We start from the raw sequence: 26,337 nt of genomic DNA, 5'->3' as shown, positions 1-26,337 counted from the left end.
GTTTTTGAAAGTGAAACGAACGGCCTGTGACAGCCGTCGGGTTCACGGCTGTAACGGGCGGCGCTGATCGGGCGCTACTTTAGCATCGACCTCGGTCAGGGGTGGGTCGACGAGCAGGATCGGCTGGTCGCTCGCGCCGAGGAGTCGATAGGGCAGTCCGGCGATCTCGAGATCCGCCGCCAACGCCCGCAGCGCCCAGTCGTAGCGACGCTGGTCCGCGGCCGTGGCCATGAGGCTCAGGCGCTGCTCGACCTGCTGCATGTCGGTGCTGCCGACCCATAGGGGGCGGTCGTCCTCGGCGCGGCGGCGATGGGTGCGCCACAGGCGCAGGACGCGGCGGCGCATCGGGTCCGCCTGCGTTCCGTCCGTTGCCGGTATCTCGTGTACGAGAGTGATGCTCGGCTGGCGACCGTCGTGAATTCGGGGCAACACGGACAGCTCTGCGATCCCGGTGTCCGTCACTAGCCAGCGCAGGGGCTGGGTCAGCCCCAGGCGCGGCGCGCCGAGCCAGCCGGCATGGGCGAGGGCGCCGCGTAGCTCGCCGATGGTGCCGACCGCCTGCACGTTGAGCGGCGCACTTTCACGCCCGGCGATATCCTTGATGCGTTGGTCGAGCCCGGCGTAGCCGGTGCCCGGCCAATCGCGCACCAGCGGCGGTGTGTGTTCGGCCTCGGCCTGGGCCCAGGCGCGGTAAGTGGTATCCGGCAGAATGCCGGCGACCACGGCCACCACAGCGAAACCGGCCAGCACGCTCAGCACTTGCCTGCCGCGCACGGGCTGTGGCCGCTGTCGGCGATAGCTGATGACCAGCATGTTCAGCCAACCAAAGGCGATCGTGAGGCCGATGAACAGGTCGCTTGCCCAGTCGAGGCCCAAATAAAGACGGGCCAGGGCGATCAGCACGACCCCGACCACCGTGATCGAATGATAGTAGGGGCGTTCGGTCTCCGGCCGGCCGGCAGCGATCATGATGCCGGCTAGGCCATACACGGTCGCGCAGAGGAGCAGATCCTGACCCCCGCCGGCGAGGAAGAGCGGGTCGGTCACGCCGCCGTGGAAATAGCTCGTGGGCGCAGGTATCGCCAGCCACCAGCGCAGAATCAGCGCTACCAGCGCCGAAAAACCCAGCGCCACTACCCAGTGCCCGGCCGCACGCACGTTGCCCATCAATGCGAGCACGCCGGCAAGCACCGCCGCGAACGGCAGATAGATCAGGGGCGAGCCCATCTGTGCGATCGCAAACGCGATCTGATCCGAAATCGGTGTCTGCAGGCTCTGAACCAGATAGAAAGTCAGCGCATCGAACCGGCCCGGATAGACCGGTCGTTGCCAGCCCCACATCAGCAGATAGGCGATGCCGGTGGCGAGCATGAGCAGGGCGGCGCCAACGGCGAGCGCTGGAATCTCCGGCTGACGCGGGTCGGCCAGCCTCGGGCCGAGCAGCCCAAGGCGACGATGGCGCCGGCTCCACGCCAGCAGTCGCCCAGCGTAGCGGCGCGTGGCCACCCGACCACCGGCGAGCAGAAAACGTACCGACACCGTGGTCGCCCAGATGATCGTGACGACGGCCAGCAACAGCACGGCCAGACGGGTAGCGACTTGGGCGGCGAGATCCAGCGAAGCGCCGAACACCACGCCGGGCAGGATGTAGCAGGGCGCCCAGATCGCGGTGGCGATGACGTCCATGATCAGAAAACGGGTCACCGATAGCCCGGCCGCGCCGGCGACGGTCGGCATGATCGGGCGCAGCGCGCCAATCAGGCGGCCGAGGATGATCGCCTTGCCGCCGTGATCGGAGAGGAAGCGTTCGCCACGCGCGACCAGAACCGGCGCCCGGGCAAAGCCCGGTAACGCGGTCAGATGGCCGACATAGCGGCGCCCAAGCGCGTAGCTGAGTCCGTCACCCAGCAGGGTGCCGGCAATGGCCGCCACGAAGGTGGCGCCGAGTGGCAGCAGGTTGGCGCCGATCAGGGCGCCGAACGCGAACATGAACAACGCGCCCGGCACCAGCAGCCCGAACAGGAACAGCGACTCGCCGAGCGCGATGACGAACACCAGCGCCAGCGCAGCCCAGGGATGCGTGCTGACCCAAGCCAGCAACGTCTCGAGCAGGTCGTGCCCCATCCCGGTCGTGGCGGGCGCTACGCTTGCGCGACCGCGGCGAAGGCCGCGTCGGCGGCCTCCAGCGTGCGCTGGATCGCGGTGTCATCGTGCGCCTGCGAGATGAATCCCGCCTCGAAGGCCGACGGCGCAAGGTATACGCCGTGATCGAGCATGGTGTGGAAGAACACCGCGAACTTGTCGGTATCGCAGGCCGCCACGTCGTCGAAGCGGCTCACGCGCGATGCGTCGGTGAAGAACATGCCGAACATCGCACCGACTCTTTGGGTAAGAAAAGGCACGCCGTGCTTGTCGGCACACTGCTGGAGGCCTTGAAGCAGGCTGTCCAGCTTGGGTGCGATCGCTTCGTGGACGCTGCCATCCTTGAGCCGCGACAGCGTGGCGATGCCCGCAGCCATGCCCAGCGGATGCCCCGAGAGCGTGCCGGCCTGGTAGACCGGGCCGGTGGGCGCGAGCGTTTCCATCACTTTGCTCGGGCCGCCGACGGCGCCGACCGGCATGCCGCCGCCCACGATCTTGCCGAGGGCGGTGACGTCCGGAGTGACGCCGAAATGCGCCTGCGCACAGCCGGGATGCACGCGAAAGCCGGTCATCACCTCGTCGAAGACCAGTAGTGCGCCGTACTCGTCGCAGAGATCGCGCAGGCCCTGCAGGAAGCCGTCTTCCGGGGGCACGCAGTTCATGTTGCCGGCGACCGGTTCGACCATTACGCAGGCGACATCGTCACCGTGCGCCTTGAACGCCTCGGCGACCGAGTCGAGATCGTTGTAGGTGGCGACCAGCGTGTCCTGTACCACGGCCTCGGGCACGCCCGGCGAGCCGGGGATGCCGAGCGTGAGCGCGCCCGAGCCGGCGTTGACCAGCAGCGCGTCGACATGACCGTGGTAGTTGCCGGCGAACTTGATCACTTTCTTGCGGCCGGTATGCCCGCGTGCCAGGCGCAGGGCGGTCATCGCCGCTTCCGTACCCGAATTGACCATGCGGACCGATTCGATCGAATCGACCATCGAGCAGACCAGCTCGGCGAGCTCGGTTTCCAGACCCGTGGGGGCCCCGAAGGACAGCCCCTTGCTGGCCTGCTGCTGGACGGCCTCGACCACGGCCGGATGGGCATGGCCGAGGATCATCGGCCCGAAAGAGCCGACATAGTCGACATATTCATTGCCATCGACGTCGTAGATATACGCGCCGCTGGCGTGGTCGATGAACGCCGGCGTGCCGCCGACGCCCGAAAAAGCGCGTACCGGCGAGTTCACGCCGCCGGGCGTGACACGCGCGGCGCGCTCGAACAGTTCGGCCGAGCGGGGGCCGGGGCGTTGCCATTGAGCGTTCGCGGTCTGAGTCATAAAAGATCTCCTGAAAAGTCATGTCCCTGGGGCGCGCGGGCATGCTGCGTATCAAATAGCGCAGCCAGTTGCCGGGCGGCTTCGCTGCTGTTTGGGGCGTGGAACAACGCACCGGACACCGCGACCAGGTCGGCGCCCGCAGCAATTACATCGGCCGCATTGTGCGTATCGATGCCGCCGATGGCGACCACCGGCACACCGAGCGCGCGGGCTTCGCCGAGCACCGTCAACGCGGCGGGCGGCGCGTCCGGCTTGGTACGCGAGTCGAAAAAACGCCCGAAACTGATATAGCTCGCGCCGGCGGCGATGCCGTCGCGGGCCCGCTGGATACGATCCGAGCAGCTCACGCCGATGATCGCCTTCGGCCCAAGTGCCATGCGTGCCTGGGCAATGCTGCCGTCGCTCTGGCCGAGATGGACCCCATCGGCGCCGATATCCCGGGCGAGGCGCCAGTCATCGTTGACGATGAGCGCGGCACCGACGGCGCGGGTGCGCTCGCGCAGCGCCTTTGCCAGCGCGTGGTCCGGCGCCGTATCGCGTTTGTCGCGATACTGGAGCCAGGGCGTGCCGGCATCGAGTATCGCGTCGACCCGGTCGAGTGCATCGTCGGCCAGGGTTGTGCGGTCATAAATGGCGTAGACGCCGCGCACCGTCATGCGTCGGGCGTGGGCTGGATACGGGCCGGAATACGCTGGCCATGGCCGGCCGCGAACGCGGCATCGAGCGTGCGCCAGACGTAAGCCTGGGCTCGGCGGATGGCCGTCGGGCGGTCATGGCCGTGGGCAAGCTGGGCTGCGATTGCACTGGCAAGCGTGCAGCCCGAGCCGTGAAAGACCCCCGGCAAACGTGGCCAGGCGTGGGCGACCGGTGAACGATCGGCCACGTACTCGCGGTTGATGACCTCGCCGTCGCCTTCGTCGCCGCCGGTAATCAGCGCACAGGTATCGTGCGTGGCCAGGCGCGCGCCGCAACGGTCGATATCGTTGTCACCATCGCATAGTAGGCGTGCCTCGCCTGCGTTGGGTGTAACGACATCGGCATGCGCGAAGAGCGTGTCTCTGAGTGCCTGGCCGACCGAGTCATCCGCGAGCGTGCCGCCGCCGGCCGCGCGCAGGACCGGGTCGACCACCAACGGGACATGCGGTAGCTGTCGTGCCACTGCCACGATGCGTTCGACCTGTTCCACGTTTGCGACGACGCCGATCTTGATGGCATCGAAGCGCATATCGGCCAGGGCGGTGTCGAGACAGCGAGCGAAAAACGCGGTGTCCACCGCTTCTACACCATGCACGTTCGTGGTGTCCTGGCAGGTCAGCAGGGTGATCACGGTGGCCGCGTGGGCGCCATTCGCGGCCGCCGCCTCGATATCCGCCTGAATACCGGCGCCGCCGCTCGGGTCGTGGCCTGCAATGACCAGAATATTGGGTCTTTTCATGGCTGCGGAGTCTAACATCGGGCCGGTACGGCCAAGAGCCTTATGCACAGTGAAGCAATGGCATGTTTATCGACGAACGAAAATTTTTTCCCTTGTCTTTTCAGGTAGCGGGTAAAATTTGTAAGTTTTTGATTTTAATAGAGTGTGTCGAGCTGGTTACAAAATCGCCGCTTCGGGGAAACTACTGAGAATATGCCCTTTAACGGCACTCGTGCGGGTGCTTTCCACACACTTATCCACAGCTTTTGTGCATTTCTGTTCTTTAGCGTTTTAGCTCAGTTGTTTAGCTTGATTTGCTCAACGAGTGTCTGCTCCAAAATGCAGGTTATGCACATTGTCAACGCGGTTGCCGGTACCCGAAAGGTCTGATATGACGCAAAACGTCACACTGCGGTATTTCCTAAGCATCTGAATTTAAATGGTATGGACGTTTTATTGTCGAGCCGGCCAGGCTGGGGTCGTTCGTGTCGACCGGAATGCGTGGCGCGTCCGCAATTCTTCCCCAGTTTTATCCACAGGCTCCTTGTGCCAAAGCAACACGCGCGACTCTGGATTTCAGGCTCTGATCGGCACCGAGTGTGAGTACCCGGTAGCCCGGCACTTGTAGCGTGTCTTCGGCAAAGGTCTCGGACCTTGGCAGGAACTGGCGCATGGTCGCCGGCGTAATCAGGCAGGGCCGGTTGGCGAACTCAAGCGTGGCCTGCTGATGGGCGTGGCCACACACGATCGCCCCGACGTGCGCGTGACGCTCTATTACCGCGGCGAGTGCGGCGCTGTCCTCCAGGCCGATGGCATCGATCCAGGCACTGCCGACCGGGCACGGCGGGTGATGCACGAAAACCACCGTCGGATTGGCAGACCGGCTCAGCTGCGCGTCGAGCCGATCGAGTTGCTCTGGGCCGATACGGCCCGCTTCACTGCCATCGATATGACTATCGAGCGCGACAAGTTGCCAGCCGCCGATAGTCAGAACGCCGTGTACGACTGCGCAACGCAACTGCTTCTGCATGGCGATTGGATCGTCGTGATTGCCGGCCATGGCGAGTACCGGGCGATCGAGCGTGGCCAGTCGCCGGTTCAGGCGTGCGTAGCCGACTGCCGTTTCATCGTCGACCAGATCGCCGCCGAGAATGAACGCGCTGGCATCGGGGATCTGCTGCAGGGCGTCGTCCAGCACGGTGTCGAAAGCGCGCTCGACGTCCCAGCCGTGCAGGCGCGCGCCGGCCTCGGCGAGCAGGTGAAAGTCGGTCAGATGAACGACGTGGATCGGTTTGGACATACGCGGTTAACCCGGTCTCGGCTTGCGCGTATGCTGCCATGAAGACACGTTACGGGCAGGGCGCCGGGCTCGGCCTGCGGGGAGAACCCATGTTCGACAGCGAACTGCTTACTTATCTGCGCCATGCCAGCGTGCGCGAGACGGAAGTGATGGCCGACAACCGGCGCGTCACCGCCGCTCAGGATAATGGCAATCTTCAGGTCGACCCGGAACAGGGCCAGCTGATCAGCCTGGTACTACAGCTGATGAGTGCGCGGCGCGGCATCGAGATCGGCGTTTATGCCGGCTACTCGAGCCTCTGGATTGCGCAAAGCCTGCCAGCGGGCGGCCAACTACTGGCCTGTGATACCGACGCTGAAATCACACAGCGTGCGCAGCAGGCCTGGGCTGCCGCGGGCGTTGCCGATCGTATCGAACTGCGGCTGGGGCCAGCCCTTGCCACGCTCGATAACGAGATCGCAGCCGGCATGGCCGGGCAGTACGACTTCGTGTTCATCGACGCCGACAAGGCCGGCTATATCGACTACTACGAGCGTGCACTCGCGCTCGTGCACGGCGGCGGGCTGATCATCGCCGACAACACGCTCTGGCACGGGCGAGTGATCGACCCCGACGACAGCAGTACCGACACGCAGGCGATCCGCGACTTCAATCGCTATCTGCACGGCGACGAGCGTATCGATCTCAGCCTGGTGCCGATCGGCGACGGCCTCACTCTGGCGCGCAAGCGATGATCAGACACGGATGAGCACTCATATAGGCGACGACAGCGCGGCCGAACGCAACAAGCGGCCGATATTCGATGCACTGGTTCCCTGGTTGGGCGGTGCCTGCCGCGTGCTCGAAGTCGGCGCGGGTGATGCGACCCATGCGCGCCACGCCCGCGAGCGCCTGCCGGATATCGTATGGCAGGCCAGCGACGCGCCGGGCCACCATCGGCGCCTGGTCGCAGCACTTGCCGATCGAAAGGAACTCAATCTGCCGGCGCCGCTTGCGCTGGATGTGCGTGGCGATTGGCCGGCCGGCCCGTTCGATGCGGTCTATGGTGCCAACGTGGCCCACATCATGGACTGGGCTGCCGTGCAGGCGCTGTTCGCCGGCGCGGGTCGTGTGCTCGCCGCCGGCGGCCTGCTTTGTCTCTATGGCCCGTTTCTGCGCGCCGGCGTCACGCCGGAGCCCGGTAACGCAAACTTCGACGCGGCGCTGCGGGCGCGTGATCCGGCGATGGGGTTGCGCGAGATCGAAGCGCTCGATGCGCTCGCGACCCGCGGCGGGCTGTCGCTCGTCGACGATATCGCCATGCCAAGCGATAACCGTCTATTGATCTGGCGCAAGTCAATCGCTTGAAGAAGCCCGGCGCGACTGAACGCCGCGCCGCTTTCTTCGTGCCTAGTTCACCCGGTTGCGTTGTTCGCCGGCACGAAACGCGTCGATATTTGCCGCCACGCCTTCGAGCATGCGCTGGCGCGCGCCGCGGCTGCCCCAGGCGGTATGAGGGGTCACGATCAGGTTCGGAATCGACGGATCGAGCAGGGGATGATCAGCGGGCGGCGGTTCCTGATCGAGAACGTCCAGGGCCGCGCCTGCGATCGTGCCGTTGCGCAATGCCTCAATCAGCGCCTCACTGTCGACAATGGCGCCTCGCGCGGTATTGATCAGAAAAGCCGAGTTCTTCATCCGGGCGAGGGCATCCGCGTTGATCAGATGCCGGGTGTCCTCGGTAAGCGGGCAGTGCAGGCTGATCATGTCAGCGCGCTCGAAGACCTCGTCGATGGCCACGCGTCCTTCGCGCACAGTTGTCGCACCGGGGCGTTCGGCGACCAGCACCTGCATGCCGAACGCCTCGGCCAGACGCGCCACCGCCTGGCCCAGCTCACCATGACCGACCAGGCCGAGGGTCTGCCCGTCCAGCTCTTCGATCGGGTAGTCCAGCAGGCAGAAGAATTGGCCTGCCGACCAATCGCCGCGCTTCACGGCGGCGTCGTAGCTGGCCCAGCGTGTGGCATGCGCGAGCATGAGTGAGAGCACGTGCTGCGATACGGCCGGCGTGGCATAGCCCGTGACGTTTACCACCGGAATCCCGTGCTCGGCCGCGGCTGCGGTGTCGACGTTGTTGAAGCCGGTCGCCGCCACACAGATCAGTTTGAGGCGATCGGCCCCGGCAATGGTTTCCGCATCGAGCACGACCTTGTTCGTGACCGCGATATCGACACCCTGCAGGCGCTCGGCAACGGTCTCGCGCGTCGTGTTGTGGTGCCAGTGCCATGACTCGACGCTGGACTCCAGACTCGACCATGTGAGGCCGTCGCCCATGGAACCGGCATCCAGAAAACAGCCCTGCATCGCAACTCCTTAATTTCGATATATAATGCGTAATCGTAACCGAGGCGCGGCGAAAACGCTGCGCCAGCCGGCGATTGCATGGCGCTTTCGCTCGGTGGAGCACGGTGTGGAATCATCTTTCGAACACATCGTGTAAGATGCAAGCGTTCGCCGAAAGGGGGCGGAATTAGACATCTTCCGGGTATTCAACCGAGGCTGACGAATCAATCATGATCCGCAGGACAGAAGAAAACGACGAGTCGTTGGGTAACCATCTGCCCAAGAACTGCCCGTCCGTGGAAGCACTGGAGTACGAGCTGGCGTTTCTTGTCCGCCGCTTGGAAGCCGCCCGCCGGCGCTTCAATTTCGGGCTCGAGCGTGCGCACTACCTGTTGCTGATCCTGCTGGAGCGCAAGGATCGCCAGTCGGTCGGTGCGCTCGCCGAGCAGGTCAATCTCGACGCGTCGACCGTCACCCGTCAGGTGGCGGCGATGAAGCAGGCCGGGCTGGTCGATAAGCTCGACAACCCGGACGATCGGCGTGGCGGTTTCGTCACCATCACCGATGCCGGCCGCGATGCCGCGTCGCGTGTGCGTGATCGGCGCCTGGAGCGGGTAGAACTGGCGTTCGACGAGTGGTCGGAGCAGGAGCGTCAGGAATTCGCCCGTCTGACCGCGCGTTTCAACGACGCCATGCGAGACGAGCTCAACGACGCCTGATTGCGCGGCTCGCCTCGAGCGGGCCAGCGGAAAAGCGGCGGTCGCCGGCAGCATACGCCGCGGCGACCACCTCAATAACAGGCGCGGTATTCAGCCCGCCTGGCTGGACCGGCCTTCGGGTACCGGCAAGCCCAGCTCCCGCCACAGCCCCATAGTCGGGGCCGCCTTGTTCAAGCTGTAGAAATGCAGGCCCGGCGCACCGCCGGCCAGCAGCTGTTCGCACAGGCGTGTCACAACTTCGTGGCCGAAGGCCTGTACCGACGCCTTGTCATCGCCATAACCTTCCATTTTCTGGCGAATCCAGCGCGGGATATCGGCCCCGCACATCGCCGAGAAGCGCGATACCTGGCCGAAATCGGTGATCGGCATGATGCCGGGCACGATCGGGATATCCACGCCCTTGGCGGTGACTTCTTCCATGAAGTTGAAATACGCGTCGGCGTTATAGAAGTACTGCGTCATCGCCGAGTCGGCGCCCGCCTCGACCTTACGCACGAAGTTGTCGATATCCGCCGCCGGCGTCGGTGCCTGCGGGTGGTATTCCGGATAGCAGCCGACTTCCAGATGAAACGCGTCGCCGTGGCGTTCCTTGATATGCGCGACCAGCTCGTTGGCATAGCTGAACACGCCCGGTTGCTCCATGCCCTCGGGCAGGTCGCCGCGCAGGGCCACGATGCGCTCGACGCCTGCGTTCTTGTAGTTGTCGAGCAGTTCGCCGATCGATTCGTGAGTGCCTTCGATACACGACAGATGCGGCGCGGTGGCAATGCCGGTGCTGTCCATGCTCTGTCGGACCGTTTCCAGCGTGCCGGAGCGGGTGGTGCCGCCGGCGCCAAAGGTCACCGAGAAGAAATCCGGCCCCAGCGTGGCCAGTTCAGCGCGTGCTTTTTCCAGCCGTGCGGCGCCTTTCGGGCCCTTGGGCGGGAAGAATTCGATACTGAAAGAGTTCTGCGAGATATGCGTCATGAAGTCCATCCACTTGCCGTAGCTTGGCCCCAACGACCTGCCACGGCATAAAAAAACCCGACCCACGCGCTGCGCGGGCCGGGTCCTTTCATTGGCCTGCGCTATCAGGCGGCCGCGCGGCCCTTAATAGCGATAATGGTCCGGCTTGTACGGGCCGTCGGCCGGTACGCCCAGATAGTCGGCCTGTTCCGGCGTCATCTTGGTCAGCTTGGCGTTGACCCGCGCCAGATGCAGCTTGGCGACCTTCTCGTCGAGATGCTTGGGCAACACGTAGACCTTGTTCTCGTAGCGGTCACGATGGTTCCAGAGCTCGATCTGGGCCAGCACCTGATTGGTGAAGGAGTTCGACATAACATAGCTCGGATGGCCGGTGGCACAGCCGAGATTCACGAGACGACCTTCGGCCAGCAGGATGATCTTCTTGCCGTCCGGGAAGGTGATGTGATCGACCTGCGGCTTGATCTCTTCCCACTCGTACTGCTCGAGCGAGGCCACGTCGATCTCGTTGTCGAAGTGACCGATGTTGCACACGATCGCCTCGTTCTTCATCCGCGTGAGATGATCGTGGTTGATCACGTGGTAGTTGCCGGTGGCAGTGACGAAGATATCGGCCTGTTCGACCACACCCGGATCTTCCAGATCCACCACACGCAGGCCTTCCATGGCCGCCTGCAGGGCGTTGATCGGGTCGATCTCGGTGACGCAGACGGTCGCACCCAGGCCACGCAGCGACTGCACGCTGCCCTTGCCGACGTCGCCATAGCCACAGACGATGGCCACCTTGCCGGCGACCATCACGTCGGTTGCGCGCTTGATGCCGTCGACCAGCGATTCACGACAGCCGTAGAGGTTGTCGAACTTTGACTTGGTGACCGAGTCGTTGACGTTGATCGCCGGGAAGGTCAGGCCGCCTTCTTCCTTGGCCAGGTGATACAGGCGATGCACGCCCGTGGTGGTCTCCTCGGAGACACCGGTGATCGCCTTGCCGAGATTCCTGTAGAAGTCCGGCTGCTCCGCCAGGCGCTTCTTCATGACCTTGAACAGCGCCTTTTCCTCGTTCGAGCCCGGGTTGTCGAGCAGCGAAGGATCGTCGGTGGCCTTGACGCCGAAGGTGGCCAGCGTGGTGGCGTCGCCACCGTCGTCGAGGATCAGATTGGGCAGGCCGCCGTCATGCCAGTCCATGATCGCGTGCGCATATTCCCAGTACTCCTCGGCCGACTCGCCCTTGTAGGCATAGACCGGCACGCCGGTTTCCGCGATCGCGGCAGCGGCGTGATCCTGGGTCGAGAACACGTTGCAGGACGCCCAGCGCACTTCGGCGCCGAGGGCGACGAGTGTCTCGATCAGCACGGCGGTCTGGATGGTCATGTGCAGGGAGCCGGCGATACGCGCGCCCTTGAGCGGCTGTTGTTCGCCGAACTCTTCACGCAGGGCGACAAGGCCCGGCATCTCGGTTTCGGCGATCTCGATCTCGCGGCGGCCCCAAGGCGCCAGCGAGATGTCGGCGACAACGTAATCCTGTTCGATCTTCTCGGCAGGTGTGCTCATGTTCGGTTACTCCTGATGAAATCGGTTTGACGTCACGGCGCGGCGCGCCGCTTGAAGCGCGCCGCCGGCCGCGACCGGGAAAAGTGATTCGGTCGGTTCAGGCGGCTTGGAGACCGGCGTCTTCGGCCAGGGCCTGGGCCTTGTCGGTGCGCTCCCAAGGCAGATCCACGTCTTCGCGACCGAAGTGGCCATAGGCCGCGGTCGGGTAGTAGATCGGGCGCTGCAGGTCCAGCATCGTGAGGATGCCGTAGGGGCGCAGGTCGAAATGCTGACGAATGAGCCGGGTCAGCTTCTCGTCGTCGACCTTGCCGGTGCCGAAGGTTTCGACCCAGATGGAGGTCGGCTCAGCGACGCCGATGGCATAGGACAGCGCGACTTCGCACTTCGACGCGAGGCCGGCCTTGACCACATTCTTGGCCACATAGCGCGCGGCATACGCAGCGCTGCGGTCGACCTTGGACGGGTCCTTGCCGGAGAACGCGCCGCCGCCGTGGCGAGCCATGCCGCCATAGGTGTCGACGATGATCTTGCGCCCCGTCAGGCCGGCGTCGCCCAGCGGGCCGCCCACTTCGAACTTGCCGGTCGGGTTGATATGGATCGTCGGGTTGTCGGTGAGCCATTCACCGATCACCGGCTTGATGATCTCTTCCTGGACCGCGTCTTTCAGATCGGCCTGCGAGATGCCCGGGTCATGCTGGGTGGAGAGTACGACCGCGTTGATCGCCACCGGCTTGCCGTCTTCGTATTCGAAGGTGACCTGGGACTTGGCGTCCGGACGCAGCCAGTCGAGCTTGCCGGATTTCATCAGCTCGGCCTGGCGACGGGCCAGACGATGTGCATAGGTGATCGGTGCCGGCATGAGCACGTCGGTCTCGTCACAGGCATAGCCGAACATCAGGCCCTGGTCGCCGGCGCCCTGTTCCTTGGGATCGCCGCGGTCCACGCCCTGGTTGATATCGGCCGACTGTTCGCCGAGCACGTTCATCACCGCGCAGGTATCGGCGTCGAAGCCCATATCGGAACTGGTGTAGCCGATGTCACGAACGGTCTCGCGCACGATCTTTTCCACCGGCACGTTGACGTTCTTGGCGCTGTCGGTCTTGATCTCGCCGAAGACCATCACGAGGCCAGTCTTGGTCGCGGTTTCGCAAGCGACCTTGGCAGTCGGATCCTGTGCGAGATAGGCGTCGAGAATCGCATCCGAAACCTGGTCGGACAGCTTGTCGGGATGGCCGCCCGTGACGGACTCGGAAGTGAACAGGTGTCGGCTCATAGACGTTATCTCTCTATCCGGATGAACGGATTTGAGTATACGGAAGACCTTCGCCGGTTTCCATGACAAACCGATGACCGGGCGGCTTCGCGCGTCACCACGCCGGAGAATCCAGGCGGGGCGGGCGCGAGCGGCCAATGCCGTATCGCCACCATGTTGTGGCCGGACGGCTCTGAATAGTGATGTGTGGCAGACAGTTGCCGTTGCTGCCTAAGGCAGCGCCCTCGCTGATTCGTTCAGAAACCGGCTCTCCGCGCCGCCGGCTTCCCCGGGCCCTGCTCGTTGAAAACTGCGTTCCGCAGCGAATCGACGCGCGCTGCTGAAGGCGATTGCGTTTCTCTTTCGGTCAACGTACCGTTACATCAAGTAATGTCACACTGATAAACGACAGAAATCAATCGGGGTAGGCGTCATGTTTCGATCCAAGCGACTTTCCAAGGGCGCCCGCGCCGTCATCACCGGCGCCGGTAGCGGTATAGGCCAGGCCTTCGCCATCGAACTGGCTGCCCGTGGTGGTGCTGTCGTGTGCTCGGATATCGACCAGGCACAGGCCGAAGTGACCGTCGCGCGTATCGAGTCCGAGGGCGGTCACGCGCTGGCCACCGTCTGTGACGTAACAAAGCTCGGCGACGTGGAAAAGCTCGCCCAAACGGCAGAAGACTGGTTCGGCGGCCCGGCGGATCTGGTGATCAATAACGCCGGTGTGGGCGCGGGAGGTCACGCGATCGGCGAGATGACGATGGCGGACTGGCAATGGGTGCTCGACATAAACATGTGGGGCGTGATCCACGGCTGTCACGTGTTTGCCCCGAGGCTGCGCGAGGCCGGGCGGGGCGGCATCATCAATGTGGCCTCTACCGCAAGCTTTGCAGCCGCGCCGCGTATGGGCGCCTACAACGCGAGCAAGGCGGCCGTGCTGGCCGTCACCGAAACCCTCGCCGCCGAACTGGCAGACACGCCCATCCGCGTCACCGCGCTGTGCCCGACCTTCGTTCAGACCAACATCATGAAGGCCGGGCGGATCAGCGCGTCATCGTCGAAGATCGCCGACAACCTGATGCGCTGGACCGGCGTGCCGGCAGAAAGCGTGGTCAGGAGCGCGCTGGCCGGCCTCGATCGAGGCCATCTCTATGTATTGCCGCAGTTCGATGCGCGCCTGGTCTGGCGTCTCAAGCGTCTGCTGCCCGCCGGCTATACCAAGGGCGCCGGTTTCATCAACCGGTTTGCCGCAAACGACACGCCCGATCGCGCTCACGCGTCGGGTGCTGAATAAGTAGTCCTAATTGATACTGGGAGGAGACCGGCATGGATATCGATCTCGAAAAAATGCTTGCCAAGGTCAAGGCAAGTCAGTGGGCGTTGGCCGACATCGACTGGGATGCTCCAGGCGCCGAGCTGATCACCGACGAACAGTGGCCCAAGCTCAAGGCCTTCATGTCTGATCTGATGTGGATCGAACATGTCGGCGCCCGAGGCTTTGCGGCGATGGCGCGCAAGGCCGAAGACCCGACGCTCAAGGAGATGTATACCTATTTCCATGCCGAGGAGCAGCGCCACGCCAACGCTGAGATGGCTCTCATGCGTCGCTGGGGCATGCTCGAAGAAGACGAGATTCCGCTGCCCAACATCAACCTGCGGCTGGTAATTGACTGGCTGGATACCCAGTCCGACAAGATGCCGCTGGAAGTGCTGGGGTCGGTGATCCCCATGCTGGAAGTCGCCCTCGACGGCGCGCTGTGTACCTTCCTGCTGGAGCAGGTCGACGATCCGGTTTGCCACGACGCCTTCAAGCGCATCAACGATGACGAATCCCGACATCTGGGCGTGGGTTTCCACGTGCTCGAGATGCAGGGCCACGGCAAGGCGTATCGCCTGGGCCTAAACTTCATGGGCACCGTGCTCAATCCGCGTTTGATCGTCGGTATCGCAACCTACCTGCCGTTGCTGTCTCGCATGCGCGACAACGTCGCCGCGATGGGGCTGCCGGAAGAAAAACTCTACAAGGCAATGAAGAAGTACGAACGTATCGGTGGCCGTACCGAGGATGGGCGCCGTAATCCGTGGTTCCAGCTGATCAGCCGCCACGGCCGGCTGGTGGTCGACCGGGGCAACAAGCTCTATCACGTACCGGTCGATGCCATGGTTCGGCTCACAGACTATTACCCGCGTGCGTTGCTGCGCCCGGTGCCGACCTGGGTCAAGGAACTCACCTACAAGAGCGCGGCATGAGTGCAGTCAACGGTCACGCGGCGCCGGAAAAGGCCCAGGCCACGACAGGGGCCGCGCGCAAGACGCCTGCGGCACGCAGAACACGAGTGCTGGATGTCGCCATCGTTGGCGCCGGCTTTTCCGGGCTCGGCACGGCCATTCGCCTGCGCGAACAGGGCATCACCGATATCGCGATTCTCGAACGTGCAGACGACATCGGCGGTACCTGGCGGGACAATACCTATCCAGGTGCGGCCTGCGACATCCCGTCCAACCTCTATTCGTTCTCTTTCGCTCAGAACCCGAACTGGTCGCGCGGCTATTCCGGCAGCGCTGAGATTCTCGACTATATCCATCACCTGGTCGATCGTTTCGACCTGCGACCGTTGATGCGTTTTCGGCATGACGTCCAAGGCCTCAAGTTCGACGAGGCGCGCGGCATCTGGACGATCAATATTGCCGGCAAGCAAAACGTCTACGCGCGTTGCGTGGTCTCAGCCCAGGGCGCGCTCGCCAACCCGTCGCTGCCCAACATTCCCGGCATCGACCGCTTCGGCGGCAAGATTGTCCATAGCGCCCGTTGGGACAACGACTACGATTTCGACGGCAAGCGTGTCGCCGTAGTCGGCACCGGTGCGAGCGCGAACCAGATCGTGCCGAAGCTCGCCAAGCAGGTGGATTTCCTCAAGGTCTTCCAGCGTACGCCGGCCTGGATTTTGCCGCGGCTGGATTACGAAGCGCCCGACTGGAACAAGACGCTGTTCGAGAAACTGCCCGCCAGCCAGACCGCGTTCCGCAATGCACTGTTCTATGCACATGAGGCCATGGCCAGCGGTGTGATCTGGAACACGCCGGTCACGCGGCTACTCGAAGGCTTGGCCAAGGCTTACCTGCGTCAACAGGTTCCGGACGCCTGGGTACGTCGCCAGCTCACCCCGCAGTATCGTATCGGCTGCAAACGTCTGCTCATATCGAACGACTACTACCCTGCGCTCATGCGTGACAACGTCAAGCTCTACACGTGGCCGATCGACAAGATCTGCGAAAAGGGTATTCGTACTGCCGAGGGCATCGAGCATCAGGTCGATTGCATCGTCTTCGCTACCGGCTTCGCAGTGCCCAAGGCCGCGGCACCGTTCCCGATCACCGGCGTGGATGGTCGCCAGCTCGACGACGAATGGGCGCGCGGTGCGACGGCATACAAGAGCGTGAATGTTTCGGGGTATCCGAACCTGTTCATGACCTTTGGTCCGAATTCCGGGCCGGGTCACAATTCCGCACTCTCTTATATGGAGCCGCAGATCGACTACATCGTGCAGGGCATCAGCACGATTCTGGAATACGATCTACGCGCACTGGATGTTCGCGAAGAGGCGCAGGCAAAGCACAATGTCGAGCTGCAAAAACGCCTCGCAAAGACTAATTGGAACTCGGGGTGTTCGAGCTGGTATCTCACCGAGGACGGCTTCAACGCCACCATGTATCCGGGCTTCGCCACCCAGTACAGGAAACAGATGGCGTGTTTTGTCAACGAAGACTATGAAGCACGGCGCTACAACCCCGAGTTCTCGCGAACGGTGGCCGGTTGACGCTCATCACCCTCGGTCGGGATCAGCGCGCCGCTTATGGTGTGCCGGGCGAGTTGCATGGGGTCACGAAAAGCCGGGTCGCGAGCGACCCGGCTTCGCCGGATTCAAGGCTGGTCCGGTTGGTTTCGGTTAGACGTTCCTGCGCTTGCGTGCCACGTAGCCGAGGCCGAGGAGGCCGAAAGCGAACATGGCCAGCAGGCTCGGTTCCGGCAGGTCCCGGACCGACTGCAGCACCACGCCGCCGGTATTTCCGACGAGATAGAGGTTGCTGAAGCCCCCGTTCGGGCGCATGAACTCGCTCCCGGCGATCTGGAACGTTCCAAAACCGAGGCCGTTCGCGTCGCCGCTCAGCGAGCCGAACAGGATCGAGCTTTCGTGGTTCGGCTGCCCGATAAAGAAATCGACCACATCGTTGGTGTCGAGCGAGCCAATCGTGAACAGCAGATTGTTCTCGAAGAAGCCGGCGTTGTTCCGCGCGTAGCGAGCGAAATCTATGGCCAGAAATTCATTGACGCCCAGCACGTTGCGCTGATTCGCATCGACTGACACGCCCACGCCGTATCGGTCCGGCCTGCCGGCAAATCGGCCATCGCCGTTGTACTGGAACAGATCCCGTTCACGGTAGTTATCGGTCTGGGCGAACGGCGCGCGGTAGCGAAATGCCCGCACGCGCAAATCATCGAACGTGGACTGATGGCCGAAGTTTACGTCAGCGCCCGCGGCATTGAAGAAGTCGATCTGCGTGGCGGAGGCGATGCCGGTAAAGGCGAGGCCGGCGAGCAGCGCTGCCGCGGTGGCGAATGATTTCAGCATGGAGATCCTCAAATGTTTAGAGCAAGAGCCGACGAGCGCGGCTGATCCCTGTTAGCAATTGTCTTGCCATGCGGTGAATCGCAGGCAGCTCAATCACTTGCAATGCGATTGAGGCAGCGCGAGCCCGATTGCGTAACATTTGTCGACAGGCGATGTCGTCGGTTTCGACAGTCGAGTGCCGCCGTGGCTGACAGGAAGGCTCGGACAGGCCCTGCTATCGGAGCAGTCACGCCACATGCATATCCACTGCCTATGTGACATGCGCTGTCATCCTTTCCGACTGGCGAGTCTGGTTTTGTAAAGAATTCCAGACACAAACTGTGCTGCAGATCGCGCGAATTAGGCCCTTGGTCGATAGTCGAGCCAGCGCATCGACGGATTCGCGGGTCGAGAAAGTCTTTTTCTCAACATTCTTGTGCGCCGGCGTATCGGCATACGAAGGCGCATTTTTCTCGGCAATACTTGATCGGCGCCGTCCGCGCGGCGGCTGGATGTGCCGAGCGACGTAAAAGTGGATGCTTGGTATGTGTCCTGCGCGCATCGCGACGAGCGTGTTGTAAGAACGGCCGACAACACTTCGCTTCGAGCGCCTGTGGTCGCCCGACCCATGGGCAGTCGCTCGCGGCATGCGCAAACGACTGCCTGAACCATCGGTGGCTGTTTCGGTGCGTTGTCTACGGTTTGGCAATCGCCCGCCAGAGCATCTCGAACAGCACGTTGACCTGGTCGGTCAGCGACGGCTCCTGCTGGCGCAGGTTCTGCATCTGGATCAGGCGTGCGAGCACGCCATAGAAATAGTCGAGCAGGATTGCCTCGCTGACCTGGTCGTTGAGAATGCCGCGTTCGCGGCCCTCCGCCAGCACTTCCATGAACAGGTTGGTCAGCCGGCGCTGTTCGTCGGTGACGTCGTAGCGCATCGCGCCCGGGTAGACCGAGCCCAGGATCATGCGCGCGACCTTTGGATGCTGCTCGAAGAAGTCGAGCACCACCCAGAACACTTTCCTGAGCCGGTCCTTGTACGTCTCGATACCCACCAGATGGTCGGTCATGCGCGCGGCGAGCGCGTTCGCCCAGTTGAGCACGCAAGCATCGAGCAGGGCCTGCTTGTCCCCGTAATGACGATAAATGGTCTGCAGCGACGCGCGGGCGGCGCGCGCGATCTCGTCCAGACGGACTTCGTGAAAAGGGCGTTCGGCAAACAGATCGAGCGCAGCGGACTCGATTCGTTCGCGCGCAGCCGCGGTGGCGGCCGTGGTTGCTGGCCGGTAGGTCTTTGTTGGATCGCTCATCGTGCGGGCATTCGGCGGGTGTACATATGGTTACACTACAACAAAAAGAAAATTTAGTTTTCCGTTATTGTTGACATCAAGTGATGACAAAGACTATCAATACGCGAAACCACGTCGCTTTAGTGCGGCGCAGCAAGTGTAACCAGTGTTACGACACGTCTTTGAATAATCGAACAGGACAGTCTCATGGCGGCAGAGAGCGCGAACACCCAAAGCACGGGGCGATCGGATTCCTGGGCGATGAAAGGGCCGGGCGGTCGTATCGCTATCGTGGCCGGCGTGCGAACCCCGTTCGCCCGTATCGCAACCGCCTTCCGGGACGCTGACGCCGTCGATCTGGGCGCGATGGCGGCAGCCGAAGTGCTGGCGCGTACCGGCCTGGCCGCGAGCGAGATCGAGCAGGCCATTTTCGGCATGACGGTAATGAAGCCGGAGGCGCCGTTCATCGCCCGGGAGATCGTGCTGGCTTCCGGCATGGACCCGCGTACCGACGCCTGGTCCATCACCCGGGCCTGTGCGACCAGTTTTCAGACCGCTGCTAGCGGTGCTGACGCGATCGCGCTCGGTCATGCCGATATCGTGATGACCGGTGGAACGGATTCGACCTCCGATATCTCGGTACCGCTGTCCAAACGCCTGTCGGATGCGCTACGCGACGCTTCCCAGGCACGCACCAACGGCGACCGGCTCAAGGTGTTGTCGCGGCTGCGTCCGAAGGACCTGATTCCGCGCAAGCCGTCGATCACGGAATACTCCACCGGCAAGACCATGGGCGAATCGGCCGAGCAGATGGCCAAGACCTGGGGCGTGACCCGCGCCGAGCAAGACGATCTGGCCCATGCGTCGCATAGCAACGCAGCAGCCGCATTGGCTGACGGGCGGCTGGATGAACAACGCATGACGGCCTTCGTGAACGCCGGCGGCAAGACCGTGCCGGTGTCCGACGACAACCTGGTGCGCAAGAACAGCCAGCGCGAGGGCTACGACAAGCTCAAGCCGGTATTCGACAAGAAGCTGGGCAGCGTGACTGCCGCCAATGCCAGCCCGCTGACGGACGGCGCGGCGGCAATGATCCTGATGAGCGAAGAGCGCGCGAAAGCGCTGGGCTACGAGCCGCTTGCCTATATCCGCAGCTATGCGTTTGCGGCCAAGACGCCGGAACGCGATCTGCTCATGGGGCCGGTGCTGGCCGCGCCGGTGGCTCTGGAGCGCGCTGGCCTGTCGCTATCCGATCTCACGCTCATCGACATGCACGAGGCTTTCGCCGCCCAGGTCGAGGCCAATATCCGCGGCATGGAATCCAAGACCTATCTCAAGGAGATGTCCGGCCGCGGCCCGCTCGGCACGATCGATCGCGACATTCTCAACGTCAACGGCGGTTCGATCGCCTTCGGCCACCCGTTCGGCGCCACCGGCGCGCGCATCCTCATTCAGACCGCGCATGAGCTCAAGCGCCGGGGTGGTGGACTCGCGATGACCACCGCCTGTGCTGCCGGCGGTATCGGCGCCGCCATGATCCTCGAGCGAGACTAGCGCAGGCCCCGGACGCCTTGGCTTCACGCCCCCTTTGAGAATCGAGAGCGACCAGAACATGAGTACAGCGACAGCAACGAAGCAGGCCGCGGCCTCCGCGCCGGCCGGCGACGACATCTTCAAACTCGAAAAACGCGACGACGGTATCGCCGTCCTGCGTTTTGCCGTACCGGGCGCGAGCCAGAACACGATCAAGGCGGAATTCGCGGACGCGTTCGACCGCGTACTCGAAGCGATCGAGCGCGACACCGAGATCATCGGCCTGGTGCTGATCTCCGACAAGCCCGGTTCGTTCATGGCCGGGGCCGATATCGGCCTGTTCAGCCAGGTGAAGTCGGCCGCCGAGGTCGAAGCCTTGTCGTTGGCAGGTCAAGCCGGCTTCAAGCGGCTGTCGAAACTGCATGTGCCGGTCGTCGCCGCGATCGACGGCAGCTGTCTCGGCGGCGGGCTCGAAATGGCGCTGGCCTGCGATGTGCGCATTGCCGCGGATACGCCGGCGACCGCGCTCGGCGTCCCGGAAGTCATGCTCGGCCTGTTGCCGGCGGCCGGCGGCACGCAGCGCCTGCCGCGGCTGGTGGGTATCCCGGCCGCGCTCGATCTCATGCTTACCGGCCGCAAGCTGCGCCCGGCCCAGGCGAAGAAACTGGGACTTGTCGATGGCGTCGTCCCGCCGGAATCCTTGCTCGACGAGGCCATTCGCCGGGCCCGTTCTGCAGGCAAGCGCTCGCTGACGAGTTCGCCCTCGGTGATCGGTCGGGCGCGCGAGCGTGTCGGCGGGGGCGTTGCGGGGCTCACGGCTGCCGCGCTAGAAGATAACTTCGCCGGGCGACGCGTGCTGTTCGATCAGGCGCGCAAGCAGCTGCGCGCCAAGACGCACGGCCATTACCCGGCGCCGGAACGCATCATCGATGTGGTCGCGACCGGCTATGCCAAGGGCGTCAAGGCCGGCTATGCCGCCGAGGCCAGGGCGTTCGGCGAGCTGGCGATGACCGAAGTGTCCAAGTCGCTGCGTCACGTCTATCACGCCACGGAAGCGCTCAAGAAAGCGACTTTTGTCGCGAAGAATGTGAAGCCCAGAGAAGTGCGCCAGGTCGGCGTGCTCGGCGCCGGTTTGATGGGCGCGGGCATCGCCGCGGTCACGATCGACAAGGCCGGTCTGCCGGTCCGTCTAAAGGACGTCAGCGATGAAGGCCTTGCCCGTGGCATGCAGCAGATCAACGCGTTCTATGCCAAGCGGGTCGCGAAGAAGGCGATGACCCGGGCGCAGGCGGATCGCTGTCGCTACCAGGTCACCGGCACCACCGACTACAGCGGTATCGGTGCGTGCGACATGGTGATCGAAGCCGTGTTCGAGGATCTGGAACTCAAGCAGGCGATGCTCGCCGATGTGGAAGCCGCGGCCGATGCGCGTGGCAACAGTGACTGCATTTTTGCCACCAATACTTCGTCGTTGCCGATCTCGGAGATCGCGGCGAAGGCCAAGCGGCCGGAAAACGTCATCGGCCTGCATTACTTCTCGCCGGTCGAGAAAATGCCGCTGCTCGAAATCATCGCCACCGAGAAGACATCCAAGAAGACGATCGCCACCGCGGTCGCGTTCGGCAAGGCCCAGGGCAAGACCGTGATCGTGGTGGGCGACGGGCCGGGGTTCTATACCACCCGGGCCCTGTCTCCCTATCTGAACGAGGCGTCACGGCTGCTCGCGGAAGGCGCGGGCGTGCGTCAGATCGACGAGGCGCTGGTCAATCACGGCTTCCCGGTCGGCCCGATGACGCTGCTCGACGAGGTTGGCGTAGACGTGGGCGTGAAGGTCGGGCCGATCCTCGAGGCCGCCTTCGGCGAGCGCATGTCAGCCCCCAACGCATCGGCGAAGATGATCGAGGCCGGCCATCTGGGCCGTAAATCCGGCAAGGGCTTCTACGATTACACGGTGAAGAAGAAGAAAGGCGAGAAGCGGCCGGTCAACGCCGAGCTCGAAAAGCTGCTCGCGGAAGAGCGTGACGGCGGCCGCCGCCCCGACGATGCCGAGATCGTCGAGCGTTGTACGTTGCTGTTCGCCAACGAGGCGGCGCATTGCCTGTCCGAGCAGATCATCACCGAGCCCATGCACGGCGATATCGGCGCGATCTTCGGCCTCGGCTTCCTGCCGTTCACCGGCGGGCCTTTTCGCTATATCGACACGATGGGCGTGGCGCTGTTCGTTGACCGGCTCAACGCCCTGGCCGACAAGCACGGCCCGCGCTTCGAGCCGGCACCGATTCTCAAGACGATGGCCAAGGCGCAGTCCGAATCCCATCGCCGCTTCTATTCCTGATTCGCGGCGCCTGTCGCCGACTCGTTACGCATAGCCCGGAGGCTAGCCATGTTCGAAAAGCTCATGCACTGGATGCAGGCCAACAACGTCCTGCCCAGGATTTCCGATACTGAACGCCAGGCGCTTGAAGCCGGCGACGTGTGGATCGACGGGGAATTCTTCAGCGGCCACCCGGATTTCCGCCGCATGCTCGATTCGCGCTACGGCAGGCTCAGCGCCGAAGAGCAGGCCTTCATGGATGGTCCGGTCAACGAATTGCTGTCGCGCGCCGACTGCAACGAGATCGCGCTCAGCCGCCGCGTGCCGCAGGACATCGTCGACTACATGGCCGAACAGGGCTTCTTCGGCCTGATCATCCCCAAGGCTTACGGCGGCAAGCAGTTCTCCACGCTGGCGCGCTCGGCGATCATGGCCAAGGTGACGCCGCATTCGGGCATTCTCTCGACCTACGTCGTAATCCCGAACACGCTGGGCGCGGCCGAGCTGCTGGTCGAATACGGTACGGATGATCAGAAAGAGCATTACCTGCCGCGGCTGGCCAGTGGCGAATACCTGCCGTGCTTCGGCCTGACCGAGCCGACCGCCGGCTCCGACGCGGCCTCGATCACAGCTGATGCCGAAGCCTTTCGCGACGACAAGGGCGACGTCTCCCTGCGGCTGAATTTCCGCAAGCGCTATATCACCCTTGGGCCGGTGGCCAACCTGATCTCGCTGGCCTGTGTGCTGCGTGATCCGGACAACCTGCTCGGCAAGGGCGAGGCGCCCGGCATCACCGTCGTGCTCATTCACGGCGGCACGCCGGGGCTCAAACAAGGTGATCGGCACGAGCCGATCGGCGAAGCTTTCCCCAACGGCCCGCTCGTCGGCGAGAACGTGGTTGTGAATGCCGACAATATTCTCGGCGGCCGTGACATGGCCGGCAGCGGCTGGCGCATGCTCATGGAAAGTCTCGCCGGCGGGCGCATGGTGTCGCTGCCGGCGAGCGCGATCGGCAGCATCCGTACGGTGTCCGCTGTGACCGGTGCCTATTCCATGGTGCGCCAGCAGTTCGGCCTGCCGATCGGGCGCATGGAAGGGGTGGCCACGCCCATCGGCCGTCTGAACGCGCTGGCCTACATGACCGAGGGCGCGCGCGTTTTCGGTTGCACGGCCGTCGATGACGGCATCAACCCGCCGGTGGTTTCCGGCGTGATGAAGGCCTACACGACCGAGCTCGCGCGTCAATGCGGCACGGATGCGATGGACGTGTTCTCGGGCGCCGGCGTGATGCAGGGGCCGAACAACATCATCGGGCGCGGTTACTGCAGCGCACCGGTCGCGATCACCGTCGAAGGCGCGAACATCATGACGCGTACGCTCATGGTCTTCGGCCAGGGCGCGATCCGGTGCCACCCGCATGCGCTCAATGTCGTTCACGCGGTCGAAAACGACGACGCCAAGGCGTTTTCAAAAGGCATGCGCGGCTGGATCGGCCACTTCTTCGCGAACATGGGCCGGACGCTCGGCCATGGCCTCACCCGTGGCGCATTCGTACGCGTGCCGGACGTCGACAAGGCCACCAAGCGTTACTACAAGAAGCTTGGTTGGGCCGCGTCGCGATTTGCCTTCTTTACCGATCTGGCACTTTTCTTCGTCGGCGGCAAACTCAAGGTGCGCGGTAATCTCACCGGTCGCTATGCCGATGCGCTGGCCTGGATGCTGCTGGGCTTCTCGACCCTGCGGCGCTTCGAGGCCGAAGGCCGCCAGCCGGCCGATCTGGCACTGGTGCATTACTCGTTGCGCCTGAGTCTCGCCAAGGTGCAGGAGGCGTTCGAAGGTATCTACGAGAACTTCGACGGCCCGCTCGGCAAGGTGCTGCGCGCTGTGTCGCTGCCATTGCTGCGGATCAATCGTCTGGCCCGTCTGCCGGACGATCATATGGCTGTGGCCTCGGCGGGCGTGTCCCAGCGTATCGATGCGCAGTCGCGTCGACTGAACGCCGATATCTTCATGCCCGAAAACCCGGATTCCGGTGTGGGCAGGCTGTTCGATGCCTTTACGCGGGTGCATGAAGTCGCGCCGCTGCTGGAACGCGTCAAGACCGCACAGAAGGACGGACGGTTGCCGGCTGGCGATGCCGACGCCCTGGCGAAGGCCGCTCTCGAAGCTGGGGTACTCGATGCGGACGAGGCGGCGCGTGTCGATGCGGCCCGCACGGCTCGCCTGGCGGCGATCGAAGTCGATGTGTTCGACGAAGACGAATTCTTCGCTCGTGCAGTCAGCAACCCGAGCGACCCGCGCCGCAAGGCCGCGTAGGTCTTATGTTTCGAGTTGCCGTTCGTGATCCCCATGAAGGGCTGCGCGCATGAGCAATTCGTTGCTGCAGGGCGTGCGCGTGCTGGATCTGACCCGGCTGCTGCCGGGCCCGCATGCGACGCAGCTGCTCGCCCAGCTGGGCGCCGAAGTGATCAAGATCGAGGACCCGGACGGCGGCGACTACGCGCGTAGCCTGTCGCCGGCGTTGTTCGAGCAGGTCAATCGCGGCAAGGCCTCGATCACGCTGGATCTGCGCGACGCGGCAGACGTCGAGGCCTTCAAGGGCCTCGTTGCCGATGCCGACGTGGTGATCGAATCGTTCCGCCCGGGCGTGATGGAACGCTTGGGCTGCGGTTACGACACGCTGGCTGCGATCAACCCGAAGCTGGTTTACACGGCATTGACCGGGTATGGCCAGACCGGGCCGCTGCGCGATGCGGCCGGGCATGACCTGAACTATCTGTCGTTGTCCGGCGTGCTCGACCAGAACGGCACAGCCGGAGGGCCGCCGGGTATATCGAACGTGCAGATCGCCGATCTGGCCGGTGGCGCGCTGACCTGTGCCGTGGGCGTGCTGTCGGCTGTGATCGGTGCACGGGCGAGCGGGCAGGGCAGTTTCGTGGATTCGGCCATGCTCGATGGTTCGCTGGCGCTGCAATCGGTGGCCATGGCGACGCGGGCCGATCTAGGACAGACCCAGCCGCGAGGGGCCGACATCCTGACCGGCGCGCTGCCCAACTACCGTGTCTATAAATGTCGCGACGGGCGCTATCTGGCGGTCGGCGCGCTCGAGCCGAAATTCTTTGCGCGTTTGCTCGCAAAACTGAATCCGTTGCCTCCGAATAAAGCGCGCGGGTCGAGCCAAACACCAAAACCAAAATCGGCCGAAAAGCGACCCTCGTCGTCCGCTAGAAAAACATCAGGCTGGGCGGACAAAGTCAGCGACGCGCTTTCCGATCCGCGTCGAGCGCGCGTACTCACCAAGCCCGTGCACTGGGGTTTGGCGGCGCTGTTTCGTAGCCGGCCTCGTGATGCCTGGGTGGCGCTGCTGGACGGCGCCGACGCCTGCACCACGCCCGTGCTCACGCTCGAAGAAGCACTCGCGCATGAGCAGACCCGGGCGCGCGGCATGCAGCAGGGCGACGCGCTTGGCTGCCCGCTGCAGTTCGACGGCAGCGCGCGCGACGCACTGGCGCCAAGCCCCGCCCTGGGCGCGGATAACGAGCGGCTGCTCAATCGCCGGTAGCCCTTCGCGATTTGGGGCTGTTCCGGCGGAATGGATAGACT

21 protein-coding genes are annotated in these 26,337 nt (G+C 63.8%); 10 read left to right on the top strand and 11 right to left on the bottom strand.

Features of this window, described 5'->3' with window-relative positions; genetic code table 11:
- Window positions 1-42: 42 nt before the first annotated feature.
- The 5 genes from SADO_RS10730 to SADO_RS10710 form a co-directional block, all read right to left on the bottom strand.
- Window positions 43-2,124 carry a VTT domain-containing protein gene (locus SADO_RS10730; RefSeq protein ID WP_353111199.1) on the bottom strand — a complete coding sequence of 694 codons (2,082 nt, stop codon included), beginning with the start codon at window positions 2,122-2,124 and terminating at the stop codon, window positions 43-45.
- Between the two features lie 17 nt (window positions 2,125-2,141).
- Window positions 2,142-3,467, bottom strand: a complete 1,326-nt coding sequence (gene hemL, locus SADO_RS10725) for a glutamate-1-semialdehyde 2,1-aminomutase (protein ID WP_353111198.1) — start codon at window positions 3,465-3,467, stop codon at window positions 2,142-2,144.
- Entirely contained in the window at window positions 3,464-4,123 is a 660-nt protein-coding gene (thiE, locus tag SADO_RS10720; RefSeq protein WP_353111197.1) for a thiamine phosphate synthase, read from the bottom strand. The genes hemL and thiE overlap by 4 nt, the downstream gene beginning before the upstream one ends.
- Window positions 4,120-4,902, bottom strand: a complete 783-nt coding sequence (gene thiD, locus SADO_RS10715) for a bifunctional hydroxymethylpyrimidine kinase/phosphomethylpyrimidine kinase (protein ID WP_353111196.1) — start codon at window positions 4,900-4,902, stop codon at window positions 4,120-4,122. The genes thiE and thiD overlap by 4 nt, the downstream gene beginning before the upstream one ends.
- A gap of 508 nt (window positions 4,903-5,410) precedes the next feature.
- On the bottom strand, window positions 5,411-6,181 hold the full coding sequence (locus tag SADO_RS10710) for a metallophosphoesterase (protein WP_353111195.1): 771 nt from the start codon (window positions 6,179-6,181) through the stop codon (window positions 5,411-5,413).
- Between the two features lie 38 nt (window positions 6,182-6,219).
- On the opposite strand from SADO_RS10710, the gene SADO_RS10705 reads away from it, so the two are divergent.
- Together SADO_RS10705 and SADO_RS10700 are read left to right on the top strand one after the other, a co-directional pair.
- Complete coding sequence (locus tag SADO_RS10705; protein ID WP_434547900.1) at window positions 6,220-6,915, top strand: class I SAM-dependent methyltransferase; 696 nt, start codon at window positions 6,220-6,222, stop codon at window positions 6,913-6,915.
- A 10-nt stretch (window positions 6,916-6,925) separates the two neighbouring features.
- Window positions 6,926-7,528: a DUF938 domain-containing protein gene (locus tag SADO_RS10700; RefSeq protein WP_353111194.1), complete on the top strand. Its 603-nt coding sequence runs from the start codon at window positions 6,926-6,928 to the stop codon at window positions 7,526-7,528.
- Between the two features lie 42 nt (window positions 7,529-7,570).
- Here SADO_RS10700 and SADO_RS10695 read toward each other — a convergent pair whose 3' ends face one another.
- Window positions 7,571-8,524 (bottom strand): D-2-hydroxyacid dehydrogenase, encoded by a 954-nt coding sequence (locus tag SADO_RS10695; protein ID WP_353111193.1) that lies wholly within the window; start codon window positions 8,522-8,524, stop codon window positions 7,571-7,573.
- A gap of 209 nt (window positions 8,525-8,733) precedes the next feature.
- Here SADO_RS10695 and SADO_RS10690 point away from each other — a divergent pair, with 209 nt between their 5' ends.
- A complete protein-coding gene (locus SADO_RS10690) occupies window positions 8,734-9,222 on the top strand; it encodes a MarR family winged helix-turn-helix transcriptional regulator (protein ID WP_353111192.1) in 489 nt (162 codons plus the stop codon).
- Window positions 9,223-9,312: 90 nt separating this feature from the next.
- On the opposite strand, the gene metF is transcribed toward SADO_RS10690, so the two are convergent.
- The 3 genes from metF to metK form a co-directional block, all read right to left on the bottom strand.
- Window positions 9,313-10,188: a methylenetetrahydrofolate reductase [NAD(P)H] gene (gene metF / locus SADO_RS10685; RefSeq protein WP_353111191.1), complete on the bottom strand. Its 876-nt coding sequence runs from the start codon at window positions 10,186-10,188 to the stop codon at window positions 9,313-9,315.
- Between the two features lie 123 nt (window positions 10,189-10,311).
- Entirely contained in the window at window positions 10,312-11,736 is a 1,425-nt protein-coding gene (gene ahcY / locus SADO_RS10680; RefSeq protein WP_353111190.1) for an adenosylhomocysteinase, read from the bottom strand.
- Window positions 11,737-11,833: 97 nt separating this feature from the next.
- Complete coding sequence (gene metK / locus SADO_RS10675) at window positions 11,834-13,009, bottom strand: methionine adenosyltransferase (RefSeq protein WP_353111189.1); 1,176 nt, start codon at window positions 13,007-13,009, stop codon at window positions 11,834-11,836.
- Window positions 13,010-13,421: 412 nt separating this feature from the next.
- On the opposite strand from metK, the gene SADO_RS10670 reads away from it, so the two are divergent.
- The 3 genes from SADO_RS10670 to SADO_RS10660 are packed head-to-tail and all read left to right on the top strand — an operon-like array spanning window position 13,422 to window position 16,806.
- Window positions 13,422-14,282: an SDR family NAD(P)-dependent oxidoreductase gene (locus tag SADO_RS10670; protein ID WP_353111188.1), complete on the top strand. Its 861-nt coding sequence runs from the start codon at window positions 13,422-13,424 to the stop codon at window positions 14,280-14,282.
- Between the two features lie 32 nt (window positions 14,283-14,314).
- Window positions 14,315-15,238 (top strand): ferritin-like domain-containing protein, encoded by a 924-nt coding sequence (locus SADO_RS10665; protein WP_353111187.1) that lies wholly within the window; start codon window positions 14,315-14,317, stop codon window positions 15,236-15,238.
- Entirely contained in the window at window positions 15,235-16,806 is a 1,572-nt protein-coding gene (locus SADO_RS10660; RefSeq protein WP_353111186.1) for a flavin-containing monooxygenase, read from the top strand. Before SADO_RS10665 ends, SADO_RS10660 begins: the two co-directional genes overlap by 4 nt.
- Window positions 16,807-16,935: 129 nt before the next feature.
- Here SADO_RS10660 and SADO_RS10655 read toward each other — a convergent pair whose 3' ends face one another.
- Window positions 16,936-17,619, bottom strand: a complete 684-nt coding sequence (locus tag SADO_RS10655; protein WP_353111185.1) for a PEP-CTERM sorting domain-containing protein — start codon at window positions 17,617-17,619, stop codon at window positions 16,936-16,938.
- Between the two features lie 674 nt (window positions 17,620-18,293).
- Complete coding sequence (locus SADO_RS10650; protein ID WP_353111184.1) at window positions 18,294-18,908, bottom strand: TetR/AcrR family transcriptional regulator; 615 nt, start codon at window positions 18,906-18,908, stop codon at window positions 18,294-18,296.
- 186 nt (window positions 18,909-19,094) lie between these two features.
- Here SADO_RS10650 and fadI point away from each other — a divergent pair, with 186 nt between their 5' ends.
- The 4 genes from fadI to SADO_RS10630 are packed head-to-tail and all read left to right on the top strand — an operon-like array spanning window position 19,095 to window position 26,296.
- A complete protein-coding gene (gene fadI / locus SADO_RS10645; protein ID WP_434547899.1) occupies window positions 19,095-20,441 on the top strand; it encodes an acetyl-CoA C-acyltransferase FadI in 1,347 nt (448 codons plus the stop codon).
- Between the two features lie 58 nt (window positions 20,442-20,499).
- Window positions 20,500-22,755, top strand: a complete 2,256-nt coding sequence (gene fadJ / locus SADO_RS10640; protein ID WP_353111183.1) for a fatty acid oxidation complex subunit alpha FadJ — start codon at window positions 20,500-20,502, stop codon at window positions 22,753-22,755.
- A 48-nt stretch (window positions 22,756-22,803) separates the two neighbouring features.
- On the top strand, window positions 22,804-25,050 hold the full coding sequence (locus tag SADO_RS10635) for an acyl-CoA dehydrogenase (protein WP_353111182.1): 2,247 nt from the start codon (window positions 22,804-22,806) through the stop codon (window positions 25,048-25,050).
- A 49-nt stretch (window positions 25,051-25,099) separates the two neighbouring features.
- Window positions 25,100-26,296 carry a CaiB/BaiF CoA transferase family protein gene (locus tag SADO_RS10630; RefSeq protein WP_353111181.1) on the top strand — a complete coding sequence of 399 codons (1,197 nt, stop codon included), beginning with the start codon at window positions 25,100-25,102 and terminating at the stop codon, window positions 26,294-26,296.
- Window positions 26,297-26,337: the final 41 nt, after the last annotated feature.

Origin of the sequence: Salinisphaera dokdonensis CL-ES53 (assembly GCF_040361215.1) — a bacterium.
GTDB classification, from domain to species: Bacteria; Pseudomonadota; Gammaproteobacteria; order Nevskiales; family Salinisphaeraceae; genus Salinisphaera; species Salinisphaera dokdonensis.
Note: the sequence above shows the minus strand (reverse complement) of the source record. Positions and strands in the feature narration are given on the sequence as shown.

Coding starts and splice junctions, on each gene's coding strand:
- SADO_RS10670 (WP_353111188.1), top strand. CDS start 13,422: ATGTTTCGATCCAAGCGACTTTCCAAGGGCGCCCGCGCCGTCATCACC.
- SADO_RS10630 (WP_353111181.1), top strand. CDS start 25,100: ATGAGCAATTCGTTGCTGCAGGGCGTGCGCGTGCTGGATCTGACCCGG.
- SADO_RS10660 (WP_353111186.1), top strand. CDS start 15,235: ATGAGTGCAGTCAACGGTCACGCGGCGCCGGAAAAGGCCCAGGCCACG.
- SADO_RS10730 (WP_353111199.1), bottom strand. CDS start 2,124: ATGGGGCACGACCTGCTCGAGACGTTGCTGGCTTGGGTCAGCACGCAT.
- SADO_RS10710 (WP_353111195.1), bottom strand. CDS start 6,181: ATGTCCAAACCGATCCACGTCGTTCATCTGACCGACTTTCACCTGCTC.
- thiE (WP_353111197.1), bottom strand. CDS start 4,123: ATGACGGTGCGCGGCGTCTACGCCATTTATGACCGCACAACCCTGGCC.
- SADO_RS10650 (WP_353111184.1), bottom strand. CDS start 18,908: ATGAGCGATCCAACAAAGACCTACCGGCCAGCAACCACGGCCGCCACC.
- thiD (WP_353111196.1), bottom strand. CDS start 4,902: ATGAAAAGACCCAATATTCTGGTCATTGCAGGCCACGACCCGAGCGGC.
- SADO_RS10690 (WP_353111192.1), top strand. CDS start 8,734: ATGATCCGCAGGACAGAAGAAAACGACGAGTCGTTGGGTAACCATCTG.
- metF (WP_353111191.1), bottom strand. CDS start 10,188: ATGACGCATATCTCGCAGAACTCTTTCAGTATCGAATTCTTCCCGCCC.
- fadI (WP_434547899.1), top strand. CDS start 19,095: ATGGCGGCAGAGAGCGCGAACACCCAAAGCACGGGGCGATCGGATTCC.
- SADO_RS10705 (WP_434547900.1), top strand. CDS start 6,220: ATGAAGACACGTTACGGGCAGGGCGCCGGGCTCGGCCTGCGGGGAGAA.
- SADO_RS10635 (WP_353111182.1), top strand. CDS start 22,804: ATGTTCGAAAAGCTCATGCACTGGATGCAGGCCAACAACGTCCTGCCC.
- metK (WP_353111189.1), bottom strand. CDS start 13,009: ATGAGCCGACACCTGTTCACTTCCGAGTCCGTCACGGGCGGCCATCCC.
- SADO_RS10665 (WP_353111187.1), top strand. CDS start 14,315: ATGGATATCGATCTCGAAAAAATGCTTGCCAAGGTCAAGGCAAGTCAG.
- SADO_RS10700 (WP_353111194.1), top strand. CDS start 6,926: ATGAGCACTCATATAGGCGACGACAGCGCGGCCGAACGCAACAAGCGG.
- ahcY (WP_353111190.1), bottom strand. CDS start 11,736: ATGAGCACACCTGCCGAGAAGATCGAACAGGATTACGTTGTCGCCGAC.
- fadJ (WP_353111183.1), top strand. CDS start 20,500: ATGAGTACAGCGACAGCAACGAAGCAGGCCGCGGCCTCCGCGCCGGCC.
- SADO_RS10655 (WP_353111185.1), bottom strand. CDS start 17,619: ATGCTGAAATCATTCGCCACCGCGGCAGCGCTGCTCGCCGGCCTCGCC.
- hemL (WP_353111198.1), bottom strand. CDS start 3,467: ATGACTCAGACCGCGAACGCTCAATGGCAACGCCCCGGCCCCCGCTCG.
- SADO_RS10695 (WP_353111193.1), bottom strand. CDS start 8,524: ATGCAGGGCTGTTTTCTGGATGCCGGTTCCATGGGCGACGGCCTCACA.